This is a genomic window from Nonomuraea sp. NPDC051941, from assembly GCF_044593615.1.
The window spans coordinates 1-13,029 of the sequence record NZ_JBIUCF010000110.1 but is presented as its reverse complement, the minus strand read 5'-3'; the positions used below and the strand labels follow the sequence as shown (position 1 = coordinate 13,029).

Sequence of the window (13,029 nt, the reverse complement as noted above, 5' to 3'; positions counted from 1 at the left end):
CACCAGCAGGGACTGCCGGCCGGGGTTGAGCCGCCGCCAGATCGACCCGATGGCCTTACGATGACGCCGGATGACTCCGGCGACGTAGTTCAGGGCCTGATGCGACAAATCGACGGCAGCACGATGCTTCTATGGCTTGTCAAGAGGGGATGGACGATGCGGTCGCTGGCGCTGGCGGGCGGATGATGATCTTGTAGAGCTTGCGGGCGACGTATCGCTTCAGACAGCGGATGATCTCTCTCTTGGACAGCCCGTCGGTGGTTCTGCGTTCCACGTAGGCGCGGGTGGATGGATCGCAGGACATGCGCGACAGCACGATGACGTACAGTGCCCGGTTAGCCTGCCGATCGCCGCCATGGTTAAGCCGGTGGCGTCGTGTTTTGCCGCTGGAAGCGGGGACCGGCGACACCCCGCACAGCGCCGCGAACGATCCCTCAGAGCGCAGCCGATCGGGATTGTCGCCGCAGGTGACCAGCAGTTGCGCGGCGGTCTCCACACCCACGCCCTGGATGGCCAGCAGCTCGGGCCGAGCCTGCTCGATCAGCCCCTTTAACTGGTTGTAGGCAGCGTCGATCTCGGCACTGAGGGCGCGGTATCGAGCAGCGAGGTGCCGCAGCGCCACCTTGACACTCTGAGCGGGATCGGCCAGATCCGCGGAGGGCCTCAACCGGGAGCAGGCGTCGGCGAGCCGGGCCTTCTTGAGGCCGGCCAACTGCTCGCGGAGCTCGGCAGGGGCAGTGACGAGCAGCGCCTGCAGCTCGTTGAGACAGGCGGTGCGCGCCTTCACCGCGCCGGCGCGGACCAGATGCAGCACACGGATCGACTCGGCCACCCCGTTTCCGCTCTTCGGGACGGCGCGAGCCCTATCGGCCAGGACAGCCTCGGCCGCAGAGTAGGAATCCAGTGGATCAGACTTGCCCTTGGCCCTGCGCTGCTGCCGATCAGGGCGATTGACCTCGACCACCTTGACCTTCGCGCTGCTCAGGTGACGAGCCAGGGCGGCACCATAGGAGCCGGTACCTTCGACCCCCACCGCCTGCAGCCGGCCGAAGGACCGCATCCACTCCAGCAGGTCCGCGTATCCCACCCGGGTCGCCGGGAACTCGCGATCGGCGACCCGGCGCCCGTTCATCAACACCACACGCGGCATGGTGAGTGTCGGCATGGGTGTCGACCCCGCCCACGATCCGTCGCGCCTTGGGCTTCTTGAACTCCGTCATATGCACCCTCACCGGCTCGGGGGATATCCGAAGGCGGTGCGTGACGGCCGGTCAAGCAGGCAGACCAGTGACGGGACGGGCTATCTCGCCGACGCTTCTATCAAGCCACACACGGCCAGCCGACACGCACCTTCGGGAGTGCTCCCCCAGAAGAGGCGACAGATCGTGCCGATGGCACCAGAAGACCCGGGCCAGATAGAACAAGGGTCAACCTCGTGGGACAACACTTCCTGCTCCTGCAACCTCAACCGCAGTAGCAGTCGTTCCCGATGGCACCAGTCTCACTGATAGAACAACACCTGAAGCTCCTGGTTGCGACGGCGTGGATTGTGGTGATCAACCCGTCTACCAGGAGCTTCTTCACGTCACCGGCCGAACGCCGGCATCGCGATCATGCTGTGACCAGGGCGCTCGCCGCGGAGCCTGAAAAAGGTTCAGTGTCGCGATCGCCTCAAATGAATCGTTTTCGAAAGCGCACATGTTCGCGCGAACGTGTGTCAGGTGACGCCGAAACTGCACAAGTTCAGAATGCGCCTTCGAACTTTCACCGTCAGTGCACCGGTGGCGCGGGTGCCGTTGATGAATGCTGCAGGTTGCGGTCATGTTCACCAGCGGAATTCATCACCTGCGCGGTGACATCTGTATCTGTTCACCGGGGCGGCCAGAGGACAAGGCGGACTTCATCGGAGACGCCAAGATCCAAACTTCCCGCCGTGCAGGCGGGCGAGGCCGCTCTGGCCGGCGCGATGTCGCCATCACCGGCGGCGGCGCGACGGTGAACCAGCCTCACCAAGGGGGCTCATCGGAGTTGCGCCTGCACCTCGCGGCGCCCACGTGATCATGGCAGATGCTCTGGTGGCATCCGGATGTGGTTGGCGAGCGATGAGTTCGCCGGTCGTCGACGGTCTGACTGTCCGAAGGCACACGCCGGAACGAGAGGATCCACGAAGCCCATGGCCGGGAGGGCGCACGAACTGCGCCTCTGGTGGGCTTCAAGGCGCCGTCGACTCGGTGAACCAGCGGGATCTGAGCAACATGACAAGGAGTTCGATCATGACCGTGAGCGCCAGCTTCTGTATGTCTCTCGACGGGTTCGTGGCCCGTCCGGACAACAGCGTCGGCCCTCTGTTCGACTGGTATGACAACGGCGATGTGGAGGTGCCGATGGTCGGCTACCCGATCACATTCCGGGTCGCCGCGGCCAGCGCGGGCTATCTGCGGGCGCAGATGGACTTCGCCCGGGACAGCGCGTTCGTCTGCGGCCGGCGGGTGTTCGACTACACCGGCGGCTGGGGCGGCAACCCGCCCGGTGGCGGACGCGCGTTCGTAGTGACCCACCGCGAACCTCCAGCGGACTGGCCCGCGGAACGGCTGGCGCCCTTCACCTTCGTCCACGACGGCGTCGCCAGCGCGATCAGCCAGGCCAAGGCCGCCGGAGACGGCAACGTCGGTGTCTCCGGCCCGAACATCGCCCAGCAGTGCCTCAATCTCGGCCTGTTGGATGAGGTGCGGATCGATCTGGTCCCCGTGTTCGTCGGTGAGGGCATCCGCTACTTCGACAACATCCAGAACGAGAAGGCCGAGCTCGAACGCGTCGAGGTCGTCGAGGGCGAAGGCGTGACACACCTGCGTTACCGCGTGCACTACCGCTGACCGCCCTGTTTCCGCGTCAATCGTCGGCTTGGATCGCCAAGAACCCAAAACCGCTGACTAACCGGGGCGGCCGCGGTTCGTATTCATCGGAGAAGCGGCGGTCAGCGGCCGAACGCGGACATCTGGATCGTCTTGGCTGCGGATGGTCACTTCGGGCAACTCGGTGACGTCGTGATCGTCTTGGTGCATCGCAGCAAGGATAGGTCTCACGTTGGCCGGTCAACCGCGCTTCGTCCGGGCAGCCGGCCGGGATCGACATGGTCGGCGAGATAGATCATGACGCCTTCGGAGTGCATCCCGAAGGCTGCGGCGACGAGCTTCGTGTCCATCGTGTTGACCAGGTCGATCAGGCGGGTGGAGCGGAGCATCCGCGGTGAGATCCCGGCCGGGTCCAGGACGTGGCTGACATAGGCGACCGAGGCCGGGTTCCGGCGGGCCTTGGTGCCCTTGGTGACCATCAGATGCGGGTTGCCGGTGCGTTGGGTCTCGCGGTGAGCCACGCACCGCTGCACGGTGGTCCAGCTGACCGGATCCAGGGGCACCGGGCGAGGACGTTGCCCCAGGCGGATGGCGCGGTCCGCCGGATTGATGTCATCCAGCCGCAGGTGGCGAACCTCGCTACTGGAGGCGCCATGCAACAGGGCGAGAACGCCCAGCAGAGCCTCGTGCGGGTGGACAGCCGGGTCGGTGGTCCACCGCTATCTGGGGGTCCGTACGGCATGTTGGGCAGGTCAGGTGCGCTGCCTCGGTACTTCCGGCCTGAACGAGCGGTGGCCGCCGATGCGATTGTTATCTTGGGTCTTTGGCCTCTTCTCGCAGGTCAGAGCGTTATGATCTTGTCGGGCACGTAAGGCATGTTGGCTGCGTTGCAGGCAGGCATGTGCTCTGGGGGCGAGGCCCATACCTGCGCCGCGCCGGCCGTGTCAGCGGCCGCGTCAGCGCGACACCGGCCGGGCATCAGAGCGGTCCGCGACCGTAACGACCATGAACGGCTCAGTGATTGCGGCCGCGACGCCGCGTAAGGCGTGCGAGGACAAGATCGTCCTGGACGGCATCGACTTCCGCCACACAATGCGGGGCCCGCTGGCCCGCTACGACGTCATGCTCGCGAGCCTCGTGGCCATCGGGATCATCATCGGGCTCGTGCCGGCTGGCAAGAAGGGGTCGGGGATGCGGCCCATAGCTCGGCACCTGTCGTTCACCCCGCTCATCGACACCCTGCGCGGCCTGCTGGCCGGCCCGCCGTCGGCGGGCCCGGTCGTCATGGCGATCGCCGGGTGCGCCGGGCTCTCGTTGCTCGGCTACCTGTGGGTACGCGCGCAGTTCACCAAGCGAGCATGAGGGTGGCCGGCTCGCGCCGGTCAGCCGGCGACCGGTCCGGGTCAGCACCTCGGCGATCAACGGGTGATACGGGGTGCCGTTGGCCAGTCTGCTTTCGGCCGCCAAGTAGAGCGCTGACCTGCGGGGACTGGCACCGTGATTTGATCAGCGGGGACGGCGGTGATGCGGGCTGAGGTCTCCTCGCCCAGGCGGATGTAGCGGCCGAGGCTGGCCAGGTGCTGGTGGCGGCTCTTGGCCTGCAGCTCAGGAGCAGTGCGGCCGGCCGCCGCGCGACGTCCGCCGCGATGTACTCGATAACGTGCCGGAGTCGCGCATCGATCCGGCGAGGGGTTCTCCTGGTCGGCGCGTCGCCGCGATCGCTCATGTACGTGATAATGAGCCATTATCACGTACATAAACATGGCCGGGTAGGCCCGCCGCTCGGGTCCTCTCCATAACTGTCTTGAGCGGTGCGCCCTGCGCGTAGGTGTCAGGATGGGGGGCACGTGGCGGTCGGTGAGGATGCGGTAGACGCTGGCCACGGATCTGCCCTTCGAGAGATTTCTCGCTGATGTACTCGCGCTCCGATCCGGCCATGCAGGCGAAGAAGGCGAACAGCGAGATGGCGAGGAATAGCCGGCCGCGCCGGCCCGGCTCACGCTTGCTCCGTCATAGTCATCAATTGCTTCCTTTCCTGATTCGAGATCGAGTCTTCTGGTCGAACACGACGTCAGCGACGTCGAAGATCTCCAACACGGGCGACAGAACCCCAGACCACCAACCAAGTTGGTGCTGACGGCGCCGCGCCCCCTGTGCCGTGGTCTCGTCGTGGGGCGGTCGGTCAGCGCGACCCCAATGCCATCGTCGTCTTGGGCGAACACGGCCGGCTCGGTACGCACTGGCCGGAGCCGGCGCAGACGCTGGTGTCGGCTTTGATCCGCATCAGGTTTCCTCACCAGGTGACCGGGAGTTCGTGAACGCCGTAGATGACGGCGTCGGACTTGAACGGCAGCTCCTCGGCCGGTACGGCGAGCCGCAGGGTGGGGATGCGGCGGAACAGCGTGTCGAAGACGATCTGCAGTTCCATCCGGGCCAGGTTCTGGCCGAGGCACTGGTGCGGGCCGAAGCCGAAGGCGATGTGGTGGCGGGCCCCGCGCTCGACATCCAGTTCGCCCGGGTCCTTGAACACGGCCGGGTCCCAGTTGGCCGACAGCATCGAGACGATGACGCCCTCGCCGGCCTTGATGCTCACCCCGCCGATCTCCACGTCTTCGGTGGCCACCCGGGAGGTAACCCCGTCGGCGATGGCGAAGTAGCGCAGCAGTTCCTCCACGGCCATGGGCGTCTTGCCCGGATCGGCGGTGATCAGGGCCAGCTGCTCCGGGTGGGTGAGCAGCCCCACCACGCCGAGCGAGATCATGTTCGCCGTGGTCTCGTGTCCGGCGGTCAGCAGCAGGAAGGCCAGGCTCACCAGGCCCGCGTGGTCAAGGGTGCCCTCCTGGCGTTGCCGGGCGATCTGCCGGCTGAACAGGTCGTCGCCGGGTTCGGACTCCTTGCGGGTGAGCACGTCATCGATGTAGGCGCGGAGCTCGGCGAAGGCCCGCTGGCGGTCCTGCGGCGAGGAGGTCCGCCGCACCGCCACGGCGGTGCGGCCTTGGAAGAAGTCGTGGTCGGTGTAGGGCGCACCGAGCAGTTCGCAGATCACCAGGGAGGGCACCGGCAGGGACAGCGCCTGCACCAGGTCGACCGGCCGCTGGTCGGCGGCGAGCATGTCGTCGATGAACCGGTCGACGATGACCTGGATCCGCGGGCGCAGCGCGGCCAGCCGCTTCACGGTGAACTCGCCGATCACCGGACGCCGGGCCGCGGCGTGTTCGTTGCCGTCCATGCTGAGCATGTGCGGCGGCTGGCTGCGGAGCTGTCGTAGGGTGGCGGCATCGACGTTGAAGAGCGGGAAGCCGGCCTTGCGCTTGTCAGAGGAGAAGCGGCCGTCGGCGAGAATGGCACGGCCCTCCTCATGCCCGGACACCCACCATGCCTCGCCGCCGCTGACCAGGTGGATCCTGTTGATCGGAGCCTTCTCGCGCAGTCGCTCGTAGGCGGCGGGCGGGGTGAACGGGCAGCCACGCTCAACCGGCAGCTCCAGGCCGGCGAGTTCGCCGTCAACGCTCTTCGTCATGAATGACCTCCCAGTTATAGGTCTGGCTGAGTTGTTCCGGTCGTTCAAGGCCGGCGTTCATACGCGCGCCGCGCCGACCGCCGCCGCCTTCGTGGGGGACAAAGATGGCTGCGAAACGTGTCACCTCGGGCCTTTGCGGGGTCGCGGGCAAAGGCCCGAGGGTGGGTTGCGCGTCGGTCACCAGGCGACGGGGCCGAGGCGATCGATGAAGATCCCGGTTGGCCCGTCGGCGTCGATCGTCGCGAGTTTCACGATCGAGTCGGTGCCCTCGGTGACCGTCAGCTGGCCGGTGTGATGGTTCATGTCGGTGGCGGCGAATGTGTGGTTGGCGACTTCTCCGGGAGTGGCGATGTTGAATTTGATGTTCGGGATCGCCTGGGCGTACCGGATGGTGATCATGTTCAGCGCCGCTTTCGACGAGGTGTAGGCGAGCTCGTGCATTTTCGAGACGGGCTGCTCTGGGTCGGTCACGACCGCGAATGAGCCGCCACCGCTGGACACCATCACCACCCGCGGCTGGTCCGCCGCCTGCAGCAGGGGCAGGAACGCGTGCGTGACCCTGATCGGTCCGTACACGTTGGTGTCGTAGACGGAATGAATTTCGTCGGCCGTCGCGTCCGCGGGCGGGACAGCCTTTCCCGGCGCGCCGGCGTTGTTGATCAGCACATCCAGCCGGTCGGTGTGCTCCCGGACGAGCCGCACGGCGTCGGTCACGGACTCGTCCGAGGTCACGTCCAGCGGGACCATGACCACGTTCGCGCCGCCGTCGGTCAGCTTGTCGGCAGCCGCCCGTCCCCGACCTTCATCACGCGAGCCGAGAAAGATCGTCCAGCCCTGTTCCCCGAGCCGCCGGGCCGCCTCAAAACCAAGTCCCTTGTTGGCTCCGGTGATCAATACCGAGGTCTGTTCCGAGTTCGTCATGCCCTCTGAGACGAGATGCCCCCTGCGGGCTGTGACACGGTGTGAGCGGCCTCACCATCGCGAGCTTGTGGGCTGGTTTCGGCGGGGGTTGTGTCCATCGGTCAGCCAGTCACCGGATCAGGATCGCTGCGGTCGACACGACATGCGGCCGCGCCGGGGATCCCACTGAAGACAGGACGCGCGAGAGTTCGGAGATGTCACTGGCGGGGTCGCTGTCTCGTCTAGGGGGTGCAGGCAATCCTCGATCAAGGAGTAGATGATGAACCTCGCGTTGTGGATCGCTGCCGGGTTCCTGGCCGTGCTAGCGCTGGCCAGCGGCATCCAAAAGACATTCGTGCCCAAGGACAGGCTGGCTGCGTTCCATCAAAGGGCGCTTGCCTATAGCTGGACCGCAGACACCAGTGTCGGCTTCCTGAAGACCCTGGGTGTTCTTGAGCTCCTGGCCGGGGTGGGCTTGATCCTGCCTGCCGCGCTCGATATCGCGCCGGTTCTGGTGCCGGTGACCGCCGTCTGCTGGATCCTGCTGATGGTCGGCGCCACTATCACCCACGCTCGACGCGGCGAATCCGTGTTCGTGCTGGTGACCGTGATCTACCTCGCGGTTGCGGCGTTCATCGCGTGGGGCCGCTTCGTCCTCGAGCCCTTCACCGGCTGACGGGCGGCGACACACAGTTCCCGATCATCTGGCCCCGTCCCGCGGAGGGGGCGATGGCCGACCATGGAGAGTGATGATCATGCGAGTGTTCGTGGCAGGCGGGAGCGGGGTTCTGGGGCAGCGGCTGGTGTCGCAGTTCGTGGCGCGCGGTCACCAGGTGACGGCCACGACGAGCGAGGCCAAGTTGGTGTTGCTGGCGGAGTTGGGCGCGCAGGGGGTGGTGATGGACGGCCTGGATGCGATGTCGGTCGGTGAGGCGGTGGCCATGGCTCGGCCGGACGCGATCGTGCATCAGATGACCTCGTTCTCGATGGCGCACGCGGGCAGGCCCGGCATGAAGCACCTCGACCGGTGATTCACCCGGACCAACCGGCTGCGCACGGAGGGGACGGACCACCTGCTGGCCGCCGCCGAGGCCACCGGCGTCTCCCACGTCGTCGCGCAGAGCCACGCCTCATGGAACGGCATCCGGCAGGGCGGATGGGTGAAGACCGAGGAGGACCCGCTGGACCCGGAGGAGGGTACGGTGGCACGCGCCGGGGCGGCGGCGATCCGCCATGTCGAGGAGGCGGTCGTCGAGGCCGGCGGTGCGGCCCTACGCTATGGCGGGCTGTACGGGCCGGGGGCCGTCGACCGGCGTCGTGAAGGGGCGCAGACACCCCGCACTACCAGATCCACCTCACCGACGCCGCAGGGACCGATTACAGGGTGGCGGTGAACGTTTAATCGCAGCGGGCCCCCTCCGAGCTGCTGTACCTGGCGGCCGAGGACTTCCGCCACCCCGTCGTCCAGCTGCTTCCGGCCGCCGGCAGCGGGTGGACGCCGCTGGCGTCCGCGCCCGGCGGGGCCGCCTTGGATTTCATCCGCGGCGACCTGTTCGACCCCGCCGCGATGCGGCCGCTGCCGCCCGAGCTGCCGGGGGCCGACAACGACCTGGCCGACCGGCTCGACCACTTCGTGCAGCGTGCGATCGGCGACCCCGACGCGCCCATGTTCGTGTTCGGCGAGCGGTGGGGTCCTGAACCCAGCACCCCGGACAAGGTCTTCGGGTTCCGGCCGGGCAACGGCGTGCACGACGTCCACATGAGCCAAGGCAACAGCGGCCGGTTCCGGTCCGACGACGGGGTCTGGCAGGACGGTGGCCTGCTGCTCCACTTCCCTGGCGCATCGCGGTGGGTCGCCATCTTCCTCGCCTTCCAATCCCAGGCCTGGCACACCGACGACCGCACCGGACACACGCCATCAAGACCGCGCCCGCCCGGCCCGCCGGTAGCGAAGAACCGGTGCGGATTTTGGCCGCGCTGGTCAACCCTGACCGACCGGCGCCCGAGCGCGAGACCGTCACCCTGATCAACACCTCGCCCGATCCGATCGACTGCAGGACTGGCACCTGGCGGATCGGGCCAAGCGCACGCTCGCGTTGCCGGCCGGGCCGCTCGCGGCCGGGGCCACCCTGGTGGTGCCGGTCAGCGAAGCGCCGCAGCTGGGCAACAACGGCGGCGCGATCACCCTCCTGGATAACACCGGGCTCAAAATTCATGGGGTCGCCTACACCGCAGACCAGGCCAGCCGCGAAGGGTGGACCATCGTTTTCTGACCTCCCGCAACGAAGGGCAGGCGCCCCCGTCCTCAACGCCGGACGGGGGTGTTCGTCGTCTGCTGTCCCATTGTGACCGCCGCGTGCCACCCCTCAAGGCGGGCAACCAGTCGTAGGCCGGTTTGCCGAAGCGGGCGGCACGCTCTTGGAGATCGGCGGCGCGGGCCGCCAGACCGGCCTGGCTCAGCAGGGCGAGGTTGCGTTCGGCCAGGTGCCGCGCTTCAGGGGCGAGGTCGCAGGCCAGCACCGAGGCGATCTGCCGCCGGTGCAGCAACGACAGCACGGTCCGCAGGTAACCGCTGCCGCAGCACGGATCCCAGAGCACCGCGGGCCGGTCGCCGCCGCAGAGCCAGCGCGCGCTGGAAGATCTCGCTGGCCAGCCGGACCGGGAACGCGGGAAACCCTGGAGCCGAATGCAGCACCGCGCCGCTGGCCAGGTCCTGGTGGCCGGTCCGGACGGTCGCGTGACGGTAGGTCATGCGGTGCGGCTGCGACGCTGGCGGGCGGCCTCGTACAACACGACGGTCGCCGCGCTGGCGGCGTTCAGGGAGCTGGCCGAACCGGCCATCGGGATGCGCGCCATCGTGTCGCACGCCTGCCGCCATCCCGCGCTCAGGCCGGTGGTCTCGTTGCCGATGACCATCAGGGTGGGGCCGGCCAGGTCCAGGTCGGCGACGTCGCAGGTGCCGTTCTCGTCGGTGCCCACCACCGTCAGCGGCAGCCCCTGGGTGTGCAGCCGCTCCACCCACGCCAGCACCTCCCGGTGCGAGGAGGACCGCACCACCGGCAGCGCCAGCAGCGAGACCCGGTGGAGGCCCGCACCGATCGGGGATCGTAGGGGTCGGCGGCGTGCCCGGTGACGATCAGGCCCGTGCCGCCGAACACGTCCAGTGAACGCGCCATCGTCCCGACGTTTCCGGGGTTGTTCGGCCGGTCGAACACCGCGCCCAGAAAGGACGGGCCCACCTTGATGCGGGACAGCTCATCGTCCGGCAGGCCGGCCACCGCCACCAGTTCGGGCATCTCCTCGTCCTTGCCGCCCAGCTCGCGCAGCAGGTCGGGGGCCATGGCCACCCGCTCGCCGCCGGTTGCCACCAGAGCGCGAGCGTAGTGTGCGGCCAGCGTGGATTTACCTACCCCGCCCAGCCCGTGCACCGCGGCAACCACCACCTCGCCACCGGTCTCCAGGGCTCCCTTCACCGCCGCCAGCTCTTCGTCGCGCCCGACGAACAGCCCGACATGTCCGGGGAGGTTCACCGTCCCCGGGGGAGCGGCCACATGTTCGACCGACGGTCGTGTCGCCAGCACCGTCTCGTGGACGGTCAGGTCACGCCCGGCCTGGTACACCCGGCCCTGCTCGAAGGCCCAGCCCTCCATCGACGAACGGCGATCATCGCTCATGGATGGTCTGGTCGCGACCGGCCTGATAGATGCGGCTGTGCCCGCTGGCCTTCGCCTTTATCACCAATGAACCGACCCGCGCCTGATCGGCCGGCTCCAGTACCGGGGTGAGCACCTCATCCAACACCCGGTTGATCTCTTGTGCCAGGGACGGGTCGTCGCGCAGCAGCTGCTGCAGTCGCACCTGCCAGGACCCGACCAAGGCCTGTTCGGTGTCGGCGTCGCCGTCCCTGCGGGCCTCCAGCATCTGCCCACGGACCTCGACCAACTCCGCCTGGACGGCGTCGGCCTGCTCGGGACGGGCCTTACGCCACAGCGCAACAACACCCTCGCGAGCCGACTGCCAAGCATCGGTGACCATCGCCGTCACCAGCGCAGTGCCCGCAGCCAAAACAATTGGATCCACATCGCCCCCCTCAGTCGACCAGCCCAGCCGAGCCCGCAGATAAGCACTCAGCTACCCCCTGGCGGTTGGATCAGCACCAAGTACGAATCAAGACCGAGCCAGAGGCTCACCGGCATGGTGGACGACCGTGGACCCGTTATCGCAGATAATGGCTCACTATCCGCGATAACCCCCTGATCATCTCTGACCGGTGTCGGGAAGGATCATTCCGCGAGCGCCATCCCAGGCTCAGCCGCGCCGCGCGTACATGATCACTGCCACTCCGGCCAGGCAGACCAGGAGAATCGGTACCCGGCATGATCTTTCAACGGGTTGGTGCTCGTGGTGGTGGATGCTGTCGTGAGCGCGTTCGATTGATCAATCACTCCAAATTCGTTGGACGTCTGTCGGACATTCCTGCGACCATCCGCACTGTGACAGATGAAGCCGATCGCCAGACGTCGTTCCCCACCAGTTCGAAGCATGTGCGCTTTGTCGAGTTGTCGAGCACTGCGATGTCCGCTCTACTCGAGGGGGATCTGCCCGCGGCCAGCAACACGGCTGGGGTCGCTCTGACTGAGTACTTCGTGACAGACAGAGCACAGTGGCTGTGGCGGATTCGGATCGACGAGATGGCCGCCGACCCCCGCCACGCACGGTGGATAGCGCGGCAAGCGGTAACCGGGCCCGAAGGTGTCGTCATCGGTCATGCCGGGTTTCACGGACCGCCCGATGAGGCGGGCATGGTCGAGATCGGCTACGCGGTCGCTCCTGACTTCCGTCGCCAGGGGTACGGCCGAGCCATCCTGATCGAGTTGCTGCGCCGGGCTGCGGCCGAACCGGCGGTCAAGACCGTACGGGCGACGATCAGTCCCGACAATGTGGCGTCCCTGGCCACGATCGCCGGCTTCGGCTTCGTCAAGGTCGGAGAAGACTGGGACGAAGAGGACGGTCTCGGACTCATCTTCGAAGTCCCCGCCAACCGCAGCTACTAGCTAGGTGCAACCAACCCGGTGAAGGTTACCGGTCACAGCATTAGCGCCAAGGGTCGGCATTGGCGGCGGACCCGCCCGGGCTTGTCGTTGATCAGTTCGCCGCCCCTCAGCCAGCCAAGATCAAAGGCTTGGGTTGATGCCCGACCCTGATCCTCATCCCGAGCCTCGCCCTCATCCTGTTGCTTTCAGCGGTGAAGCTGGCTCGGCATACAGCTCCTAACACGGGGCACTCCCCGTTCGATCCACTTCGCCAACGGTGTCGGCCTTGGGCCAGGCGGGGGGCTTCTTCGTGTTCGGGGCGTTCACGCCTTAAGGATGTTCAGAAGGGGAGCTTGTAGGAGTCCACGACTCCGATCGCGGCCCATCCGGCGTTGATGCACGCGGTCCCGCTCCGCCAGTCCTCCAGCGGGTACGAGCCGGTGTTGTGCAGGGCTCCGTCGGAAGTGCGCACCCTGACTTCGCCCGTCTGGACGTTCCAGGTCACGATGTCCAGGTTGCCGTCGCCGTTCATGTCGCCGAGCCGAAAGAGTCCGACGGGAACCAGCCGATGTTCCAGTCCGGAACGATCGGGGCGGAGGTAACCTGGCCTGTAAGTTCCGGCGCAAACGGGGTCTGTCGCACTTGGCGGGGAGTGATCACGCAGTGCGACCTCCGGAAGCCGCAGCGCCCGATGGCCATGTTGGAGTAGATCGCGATCTTGCAA

At 67.1% G+C, this 13,029-nt stretch carries 18 protein-coding genes and 1 pseudogene; 8 read left to right on the top strand and 11 right to left on the bottom strand.

Translation table 11 applies throughout. The features are described 5' to 3' along the window. Window positions 1-139: 139 nt before the first annotated feature. Window positions 140-1,165, bottom strand: coding sequence for an IS110 family transposase (locus ACIHFD_RS67070; protein ID WP_397375835.1), 1,026 nt, complete (start codon window positions 1,163-1,165; stop codon window positions 140-142). A 638-nt stretch (window positions 1,166-1,803) separates the two neighbouring features. On the opposite strand from ACIHFD_RS67070, the gene ACIHFD_RS67065 reads away from it, so the two are divergent. Together ACIHFD_RS67065 and ACIHFD_RS67060 are read left to right on the top strand one after the other, a co-directional pair. After that, window positions 1,804-2,058 (top strand): hypothetical protein, encoded by a 255-nt coding sequence (locus ACIHFD_RS67065; RefSeq protein ID WP_397375834.1) that lies wholly within the window; start codon window positions 1,804-1,806, stop codon window positions 2,056-2,058. A 215-nt stretch (window positions 2,059-2,273) separates the two neighbouring features. After that, window positions 2,274-2,873, top strand: a complete 600-nt coding sequence (locus ACIHFD_RS67060; RefSeq protein ID WP_350730369.1) for a dihydrofolate reductase family protein — start codon at window positions 2,274-2,276, stop codon at window positions 2,871-2,873. 206 nt (window positions 2,874-3,079) lie between these two features. Here ACIHFD_RS67060 and ACIHFD_RS67055 read toward each other — a convergent pair whose 3' ends face one another. Then, window positions 3,080-3,511 carry a hypothetical protein gene (locus ACIHFD_RS67055; RefSeq protein WP_397375833.1) on the bottom strand — a complete coding sequence of 144 codons (432 nt, stop codon included), beginning with the start codon at window positions 3,509-3,511 and terminating at the stop codon, window positions 3,080-3,082. 346 nt (window positions 3,512-3,857) lie between these two features. On the opposite strand from ACIHFD_RS67055, the gene ACIHFD_RS67050 reads away from it, so the two are divergent. Further along, window positions 3,858-4,214: a hypothetical protein gene (locus ACIHFD_RS67050; protein WP_397375832.1), complete on the top strand. Its 357-nt coding sequence runs from the start codon at window positions 3,858-3,860 to the stop codon at window positions 4,212-4,214. Between the two features lie 931 nt (window positions 4,215-5,145). Here the strand turns inward: ACIHFD_RS67050 and ACIHFD_RS67045 are convergent. From ACIHFD_RS67045 to ACIHFD_RS67035, 3 genes are read right to left on the bottom strand one after another with little or no spacing between them, the layout of a single operon-like run. Beyond that, window positions 5,146-6,372, bottom strand: a complete 1,227-nt coding sequence (locus tag ACIHFD_RS67045) for a cytochrome P450 (protein ID WP_397375831.1) — start codon at window positions 6,370-6,372, stop codon at window positions 5,146-5,148. Then, the gene (locus ACIHFD_RS67040; RefSeq protein WP_397375830.1) at window positions 6,356-6,553 is read right to left on the bottom strand and encodes a hypothetical protein; all 198 of its coding nucleotides are present in this window, start codon (window positions 6,551-6,553) and stop codon (window positions 6,356-6,358) included. The genes ACIHFD_RS67045 and ACIHFD_RS67040 overlap by 17 nt, the downstream gene beginning before the upstream one ends. Continuing rightward, entirely contained in the window at window positions 6,550-7,293 is a 744-nt protein-coding gene (locus ACIHFD_RS67035) for an SDR family oxidoreductase (protein ID WP_397375829.1), read from the bottom strand. The genes ACIHFD_RS67040 and ACIHFD_RS67035 overlap by 4 nt, the downstream gene beginning before the upstream one ends. 256 nt (window positions 7,294-7,549) lie before the next feature. On the opposite strand from ACIHFD_RS67035, the gene ACIHFD_RS67030 reads away from it, so the two are divergent. From ACIHFD_RS67030 to ACIHFD_RS67015, 4 genes are all read left to right on the top strand, one after another. Beyond that, a complete protein-coding gene (locus tag ACIHFD_RS67030) occupies window positions 7,550-7,948 on the top strand; it encodes a DoxX family protein (RefSeq protein WP_397375828.1) in 399 nt (132 codons plus the stop codon). A 79-nt stretch (window positions 7,949-8,027) separates the two neighbouring features. Continuing rightward, the gene (locus ACIHFD_RS67025) at window positions 8,028-8,303 is read left to right on the top strand and encodes an NAD-dependent epimerase/dehydratase family protein (protein ID WP_397375827.1); all 276 of its coding nucleotides are present in this window, start codon (window positions 8,028-8,030) and stop codon (window positions 8,301-8,303) included. 392 nt (window positions 8,304-8,695) lie between these two features. Further along, the gene (locus ACIHFD_RS67020) at window positions 8,696-9,298 is read left to right on the top strand and encodes a DUF2278 family protein (RefSeq protein ID WP_397375836.1); all 603 of its coding nucleotides are present in this window, start codon (window positions 8,696-8,698) and stop codon (window positions 9,296-9,298) included. Window positions 9,299-9,368: 70 nt separating this feature from the next. Then, a complete protein-coding gene (locus ACIHFD_RS67015; RefSeq protein ID WP_397375837.1) occupies window positions 9,369-9,545 on the top strand; it encodes a hypothetical protein in 177 nt (58 codons plus the stop codon). Here ACIHFD_RS67015 and ACIHFD_RS67010 read toward each other — a convergent pair. The 4 genes and pseudogenes from ACIHFD_RS67010 to ACIHFD_RS66995 form a co-directional block, all read right to left on the bottom strand. Beyond that, window positions 9,478-10,024: pseudogene (locus tag ACIHFD_RS67010) on the bottom strand (hypothetical protein). The gene ACIHFD_RS67015 and the pseudogene ACIHFD_RS67010 overlap by 68 nt on opposite strands. After that, window positions 10,021-10,326: a TrmH family RNA methyltransferase gene (locus tag ACIHFD_RS67005; RefSeq protein ID WP_397375826.1), complete on the bottom strand. Its 306-nt coding sequence runs from the start codon at window positions 10,324-10,326 to the stop codon at window positions 10,021-10,023. Before ACIHFD_RS67005 ends, ACIHFD_RS67010 begins: the two are co-directional and overlap by 4 nt. Next, entirely contained in the window at window positions 10,257-10,946 is a 690-nt protein-coding gene (locus ACIHFD_RS67000) for a TrmH family RNA methyltransferase (RefSeq protein WP_397375825.1), read from the bottom strand. The genes ACIHFD_RS67005 and ACIHFD_RS67000 overlap by 70 nt, the downstream gene beginning before the upstream one ends. After that, window positions 10,936-11,352: a hypothetical protein gene (locus tag ACIHFD_RS66995; protein ID WP_397375824.1), complete on the bottom strand. Its 417-nt coding sequence runs from the start codon at window positions 11,350-11,352 to the stop codon at window positions 10,936-10,938. Before ACIHFD_RS66995 ends, ACIHFD_RS67000 begins: the two co-directional genes overlap by 11 nt. Before the next feature lie 413 nt (window positions 11,353-11,765). Here ACIHFD_RS66995 and ACIHFD_RS66990 point away from each other — a divergent pair, with 413 nt between their 5' ends. Further along, window positions 11,766-12,326, top strand: coding sequence for a GNAT family N-acetyltransferase (locus ACIHFD_RS66990; protein ID WP_397375823.1), 561 nt, complete (start codon window positions 11,766-11,768; stop codon window positions 12,324-12,326). A gap of 319 nt (window positions 12,327-12,645) precedes the next feature. Here the strand turns inward: ACIHFD_RS66990 and ACIHFD_RS66985 are convergent, their stop codons facing one another. After that, entirely contained in the window at window positions 12,646-12,837 is a 192-nt protein-coding gene (locus tag ACIHFD_RS66985; protein WP_397375822.1) for a hypothetical protein, read from the bottom strand. Then, on the bottom strand, window positions 12,834-13,029 hold a 196-nt coding region (locus ACIHFD_RS66980), incomplete at its 5' end, for a hypothetical protein (RefSeq protein ID WP_397375821.1). The genes ACIHFD_RS66985 and ACIHFD_RS66980, both read right to left, overlap by 4 nt.

Bases quoted from the DNA above. Each gene is read 5' to 3' on its own strand.
- ACIHFD_RS67070 (WP_397375835.1), bottom strand. From the start codon at position 1,165: ATGCCGACACTCACCATGCCGCGTGTGGTGTTGATGAACGGGCGCCGG.
- ACIHFD_RS67065 (WP_397375834.1), top strand. From the start codon at position 1,804: ATGCTGCAGGTTGCGGTCATGTTCACCAGCGGAATTCATCACCTGCGC.
- ACIHFD_RS67060 (WP_350730369.1), top strand. From the start codon at position 2,274: ATGACCGTGAGCGCCAGCTTCTGTATGTCTCTCGACGGGTTCGTGGCC.
- ACIHFD_RS67050 (WP_397375832.1), top strand. From the start codon at position 3,858: ATGAACGGCTCAGTGATTGCGGCCGCGACGCCGCGTAAGGCGTGCGAG.
- ACIHFD_RS67045 (WP_397375831.1), bottom strand. From the start codon at position 6,372: ATGACGAAGAGCGTTGACGGCGAACTCGCCGGCCTGGAGCTGCCGGTT.
- ACIHFD_RS67035 (WP_397375829.1), bottom strand. From the start codon at position 7,293: ATGACGAACTCGGAACAGACCTCGGTATTGATCACCGGAGCCAACAAG.
- ACIHFD_RS67030 (WP_397375828.1), top strand. From the start codon at position 7,550: ATGATGAACCTCGCGTTGTGGATCGCTGCCGGGTTCCTGGCCGTGCTA.
- ACIHFD_RS67025 (WP_397375827.1), top strand. From the start codon at position 8,028: ATGCGAGTGTTCGTGGCAGGCGGGAGCGGGGTTCTGGGGCAGCGGCTG.
- ACIHFD_RS67000 (WP_397375825.1), bottom strand. From the start codon at position 10,946: ATGAGCGATGATCGCCGTTCGTCGATGGAGGGCTGGGCCTTCGAGCAG.
- ACIHFD_RS66985 (WP_397375822.1), bottom strand. From the start codon at position 12,837: ATGAACGGCGACGGCAACCTGGACATCGTGACCTGGAACGTCCAGACG.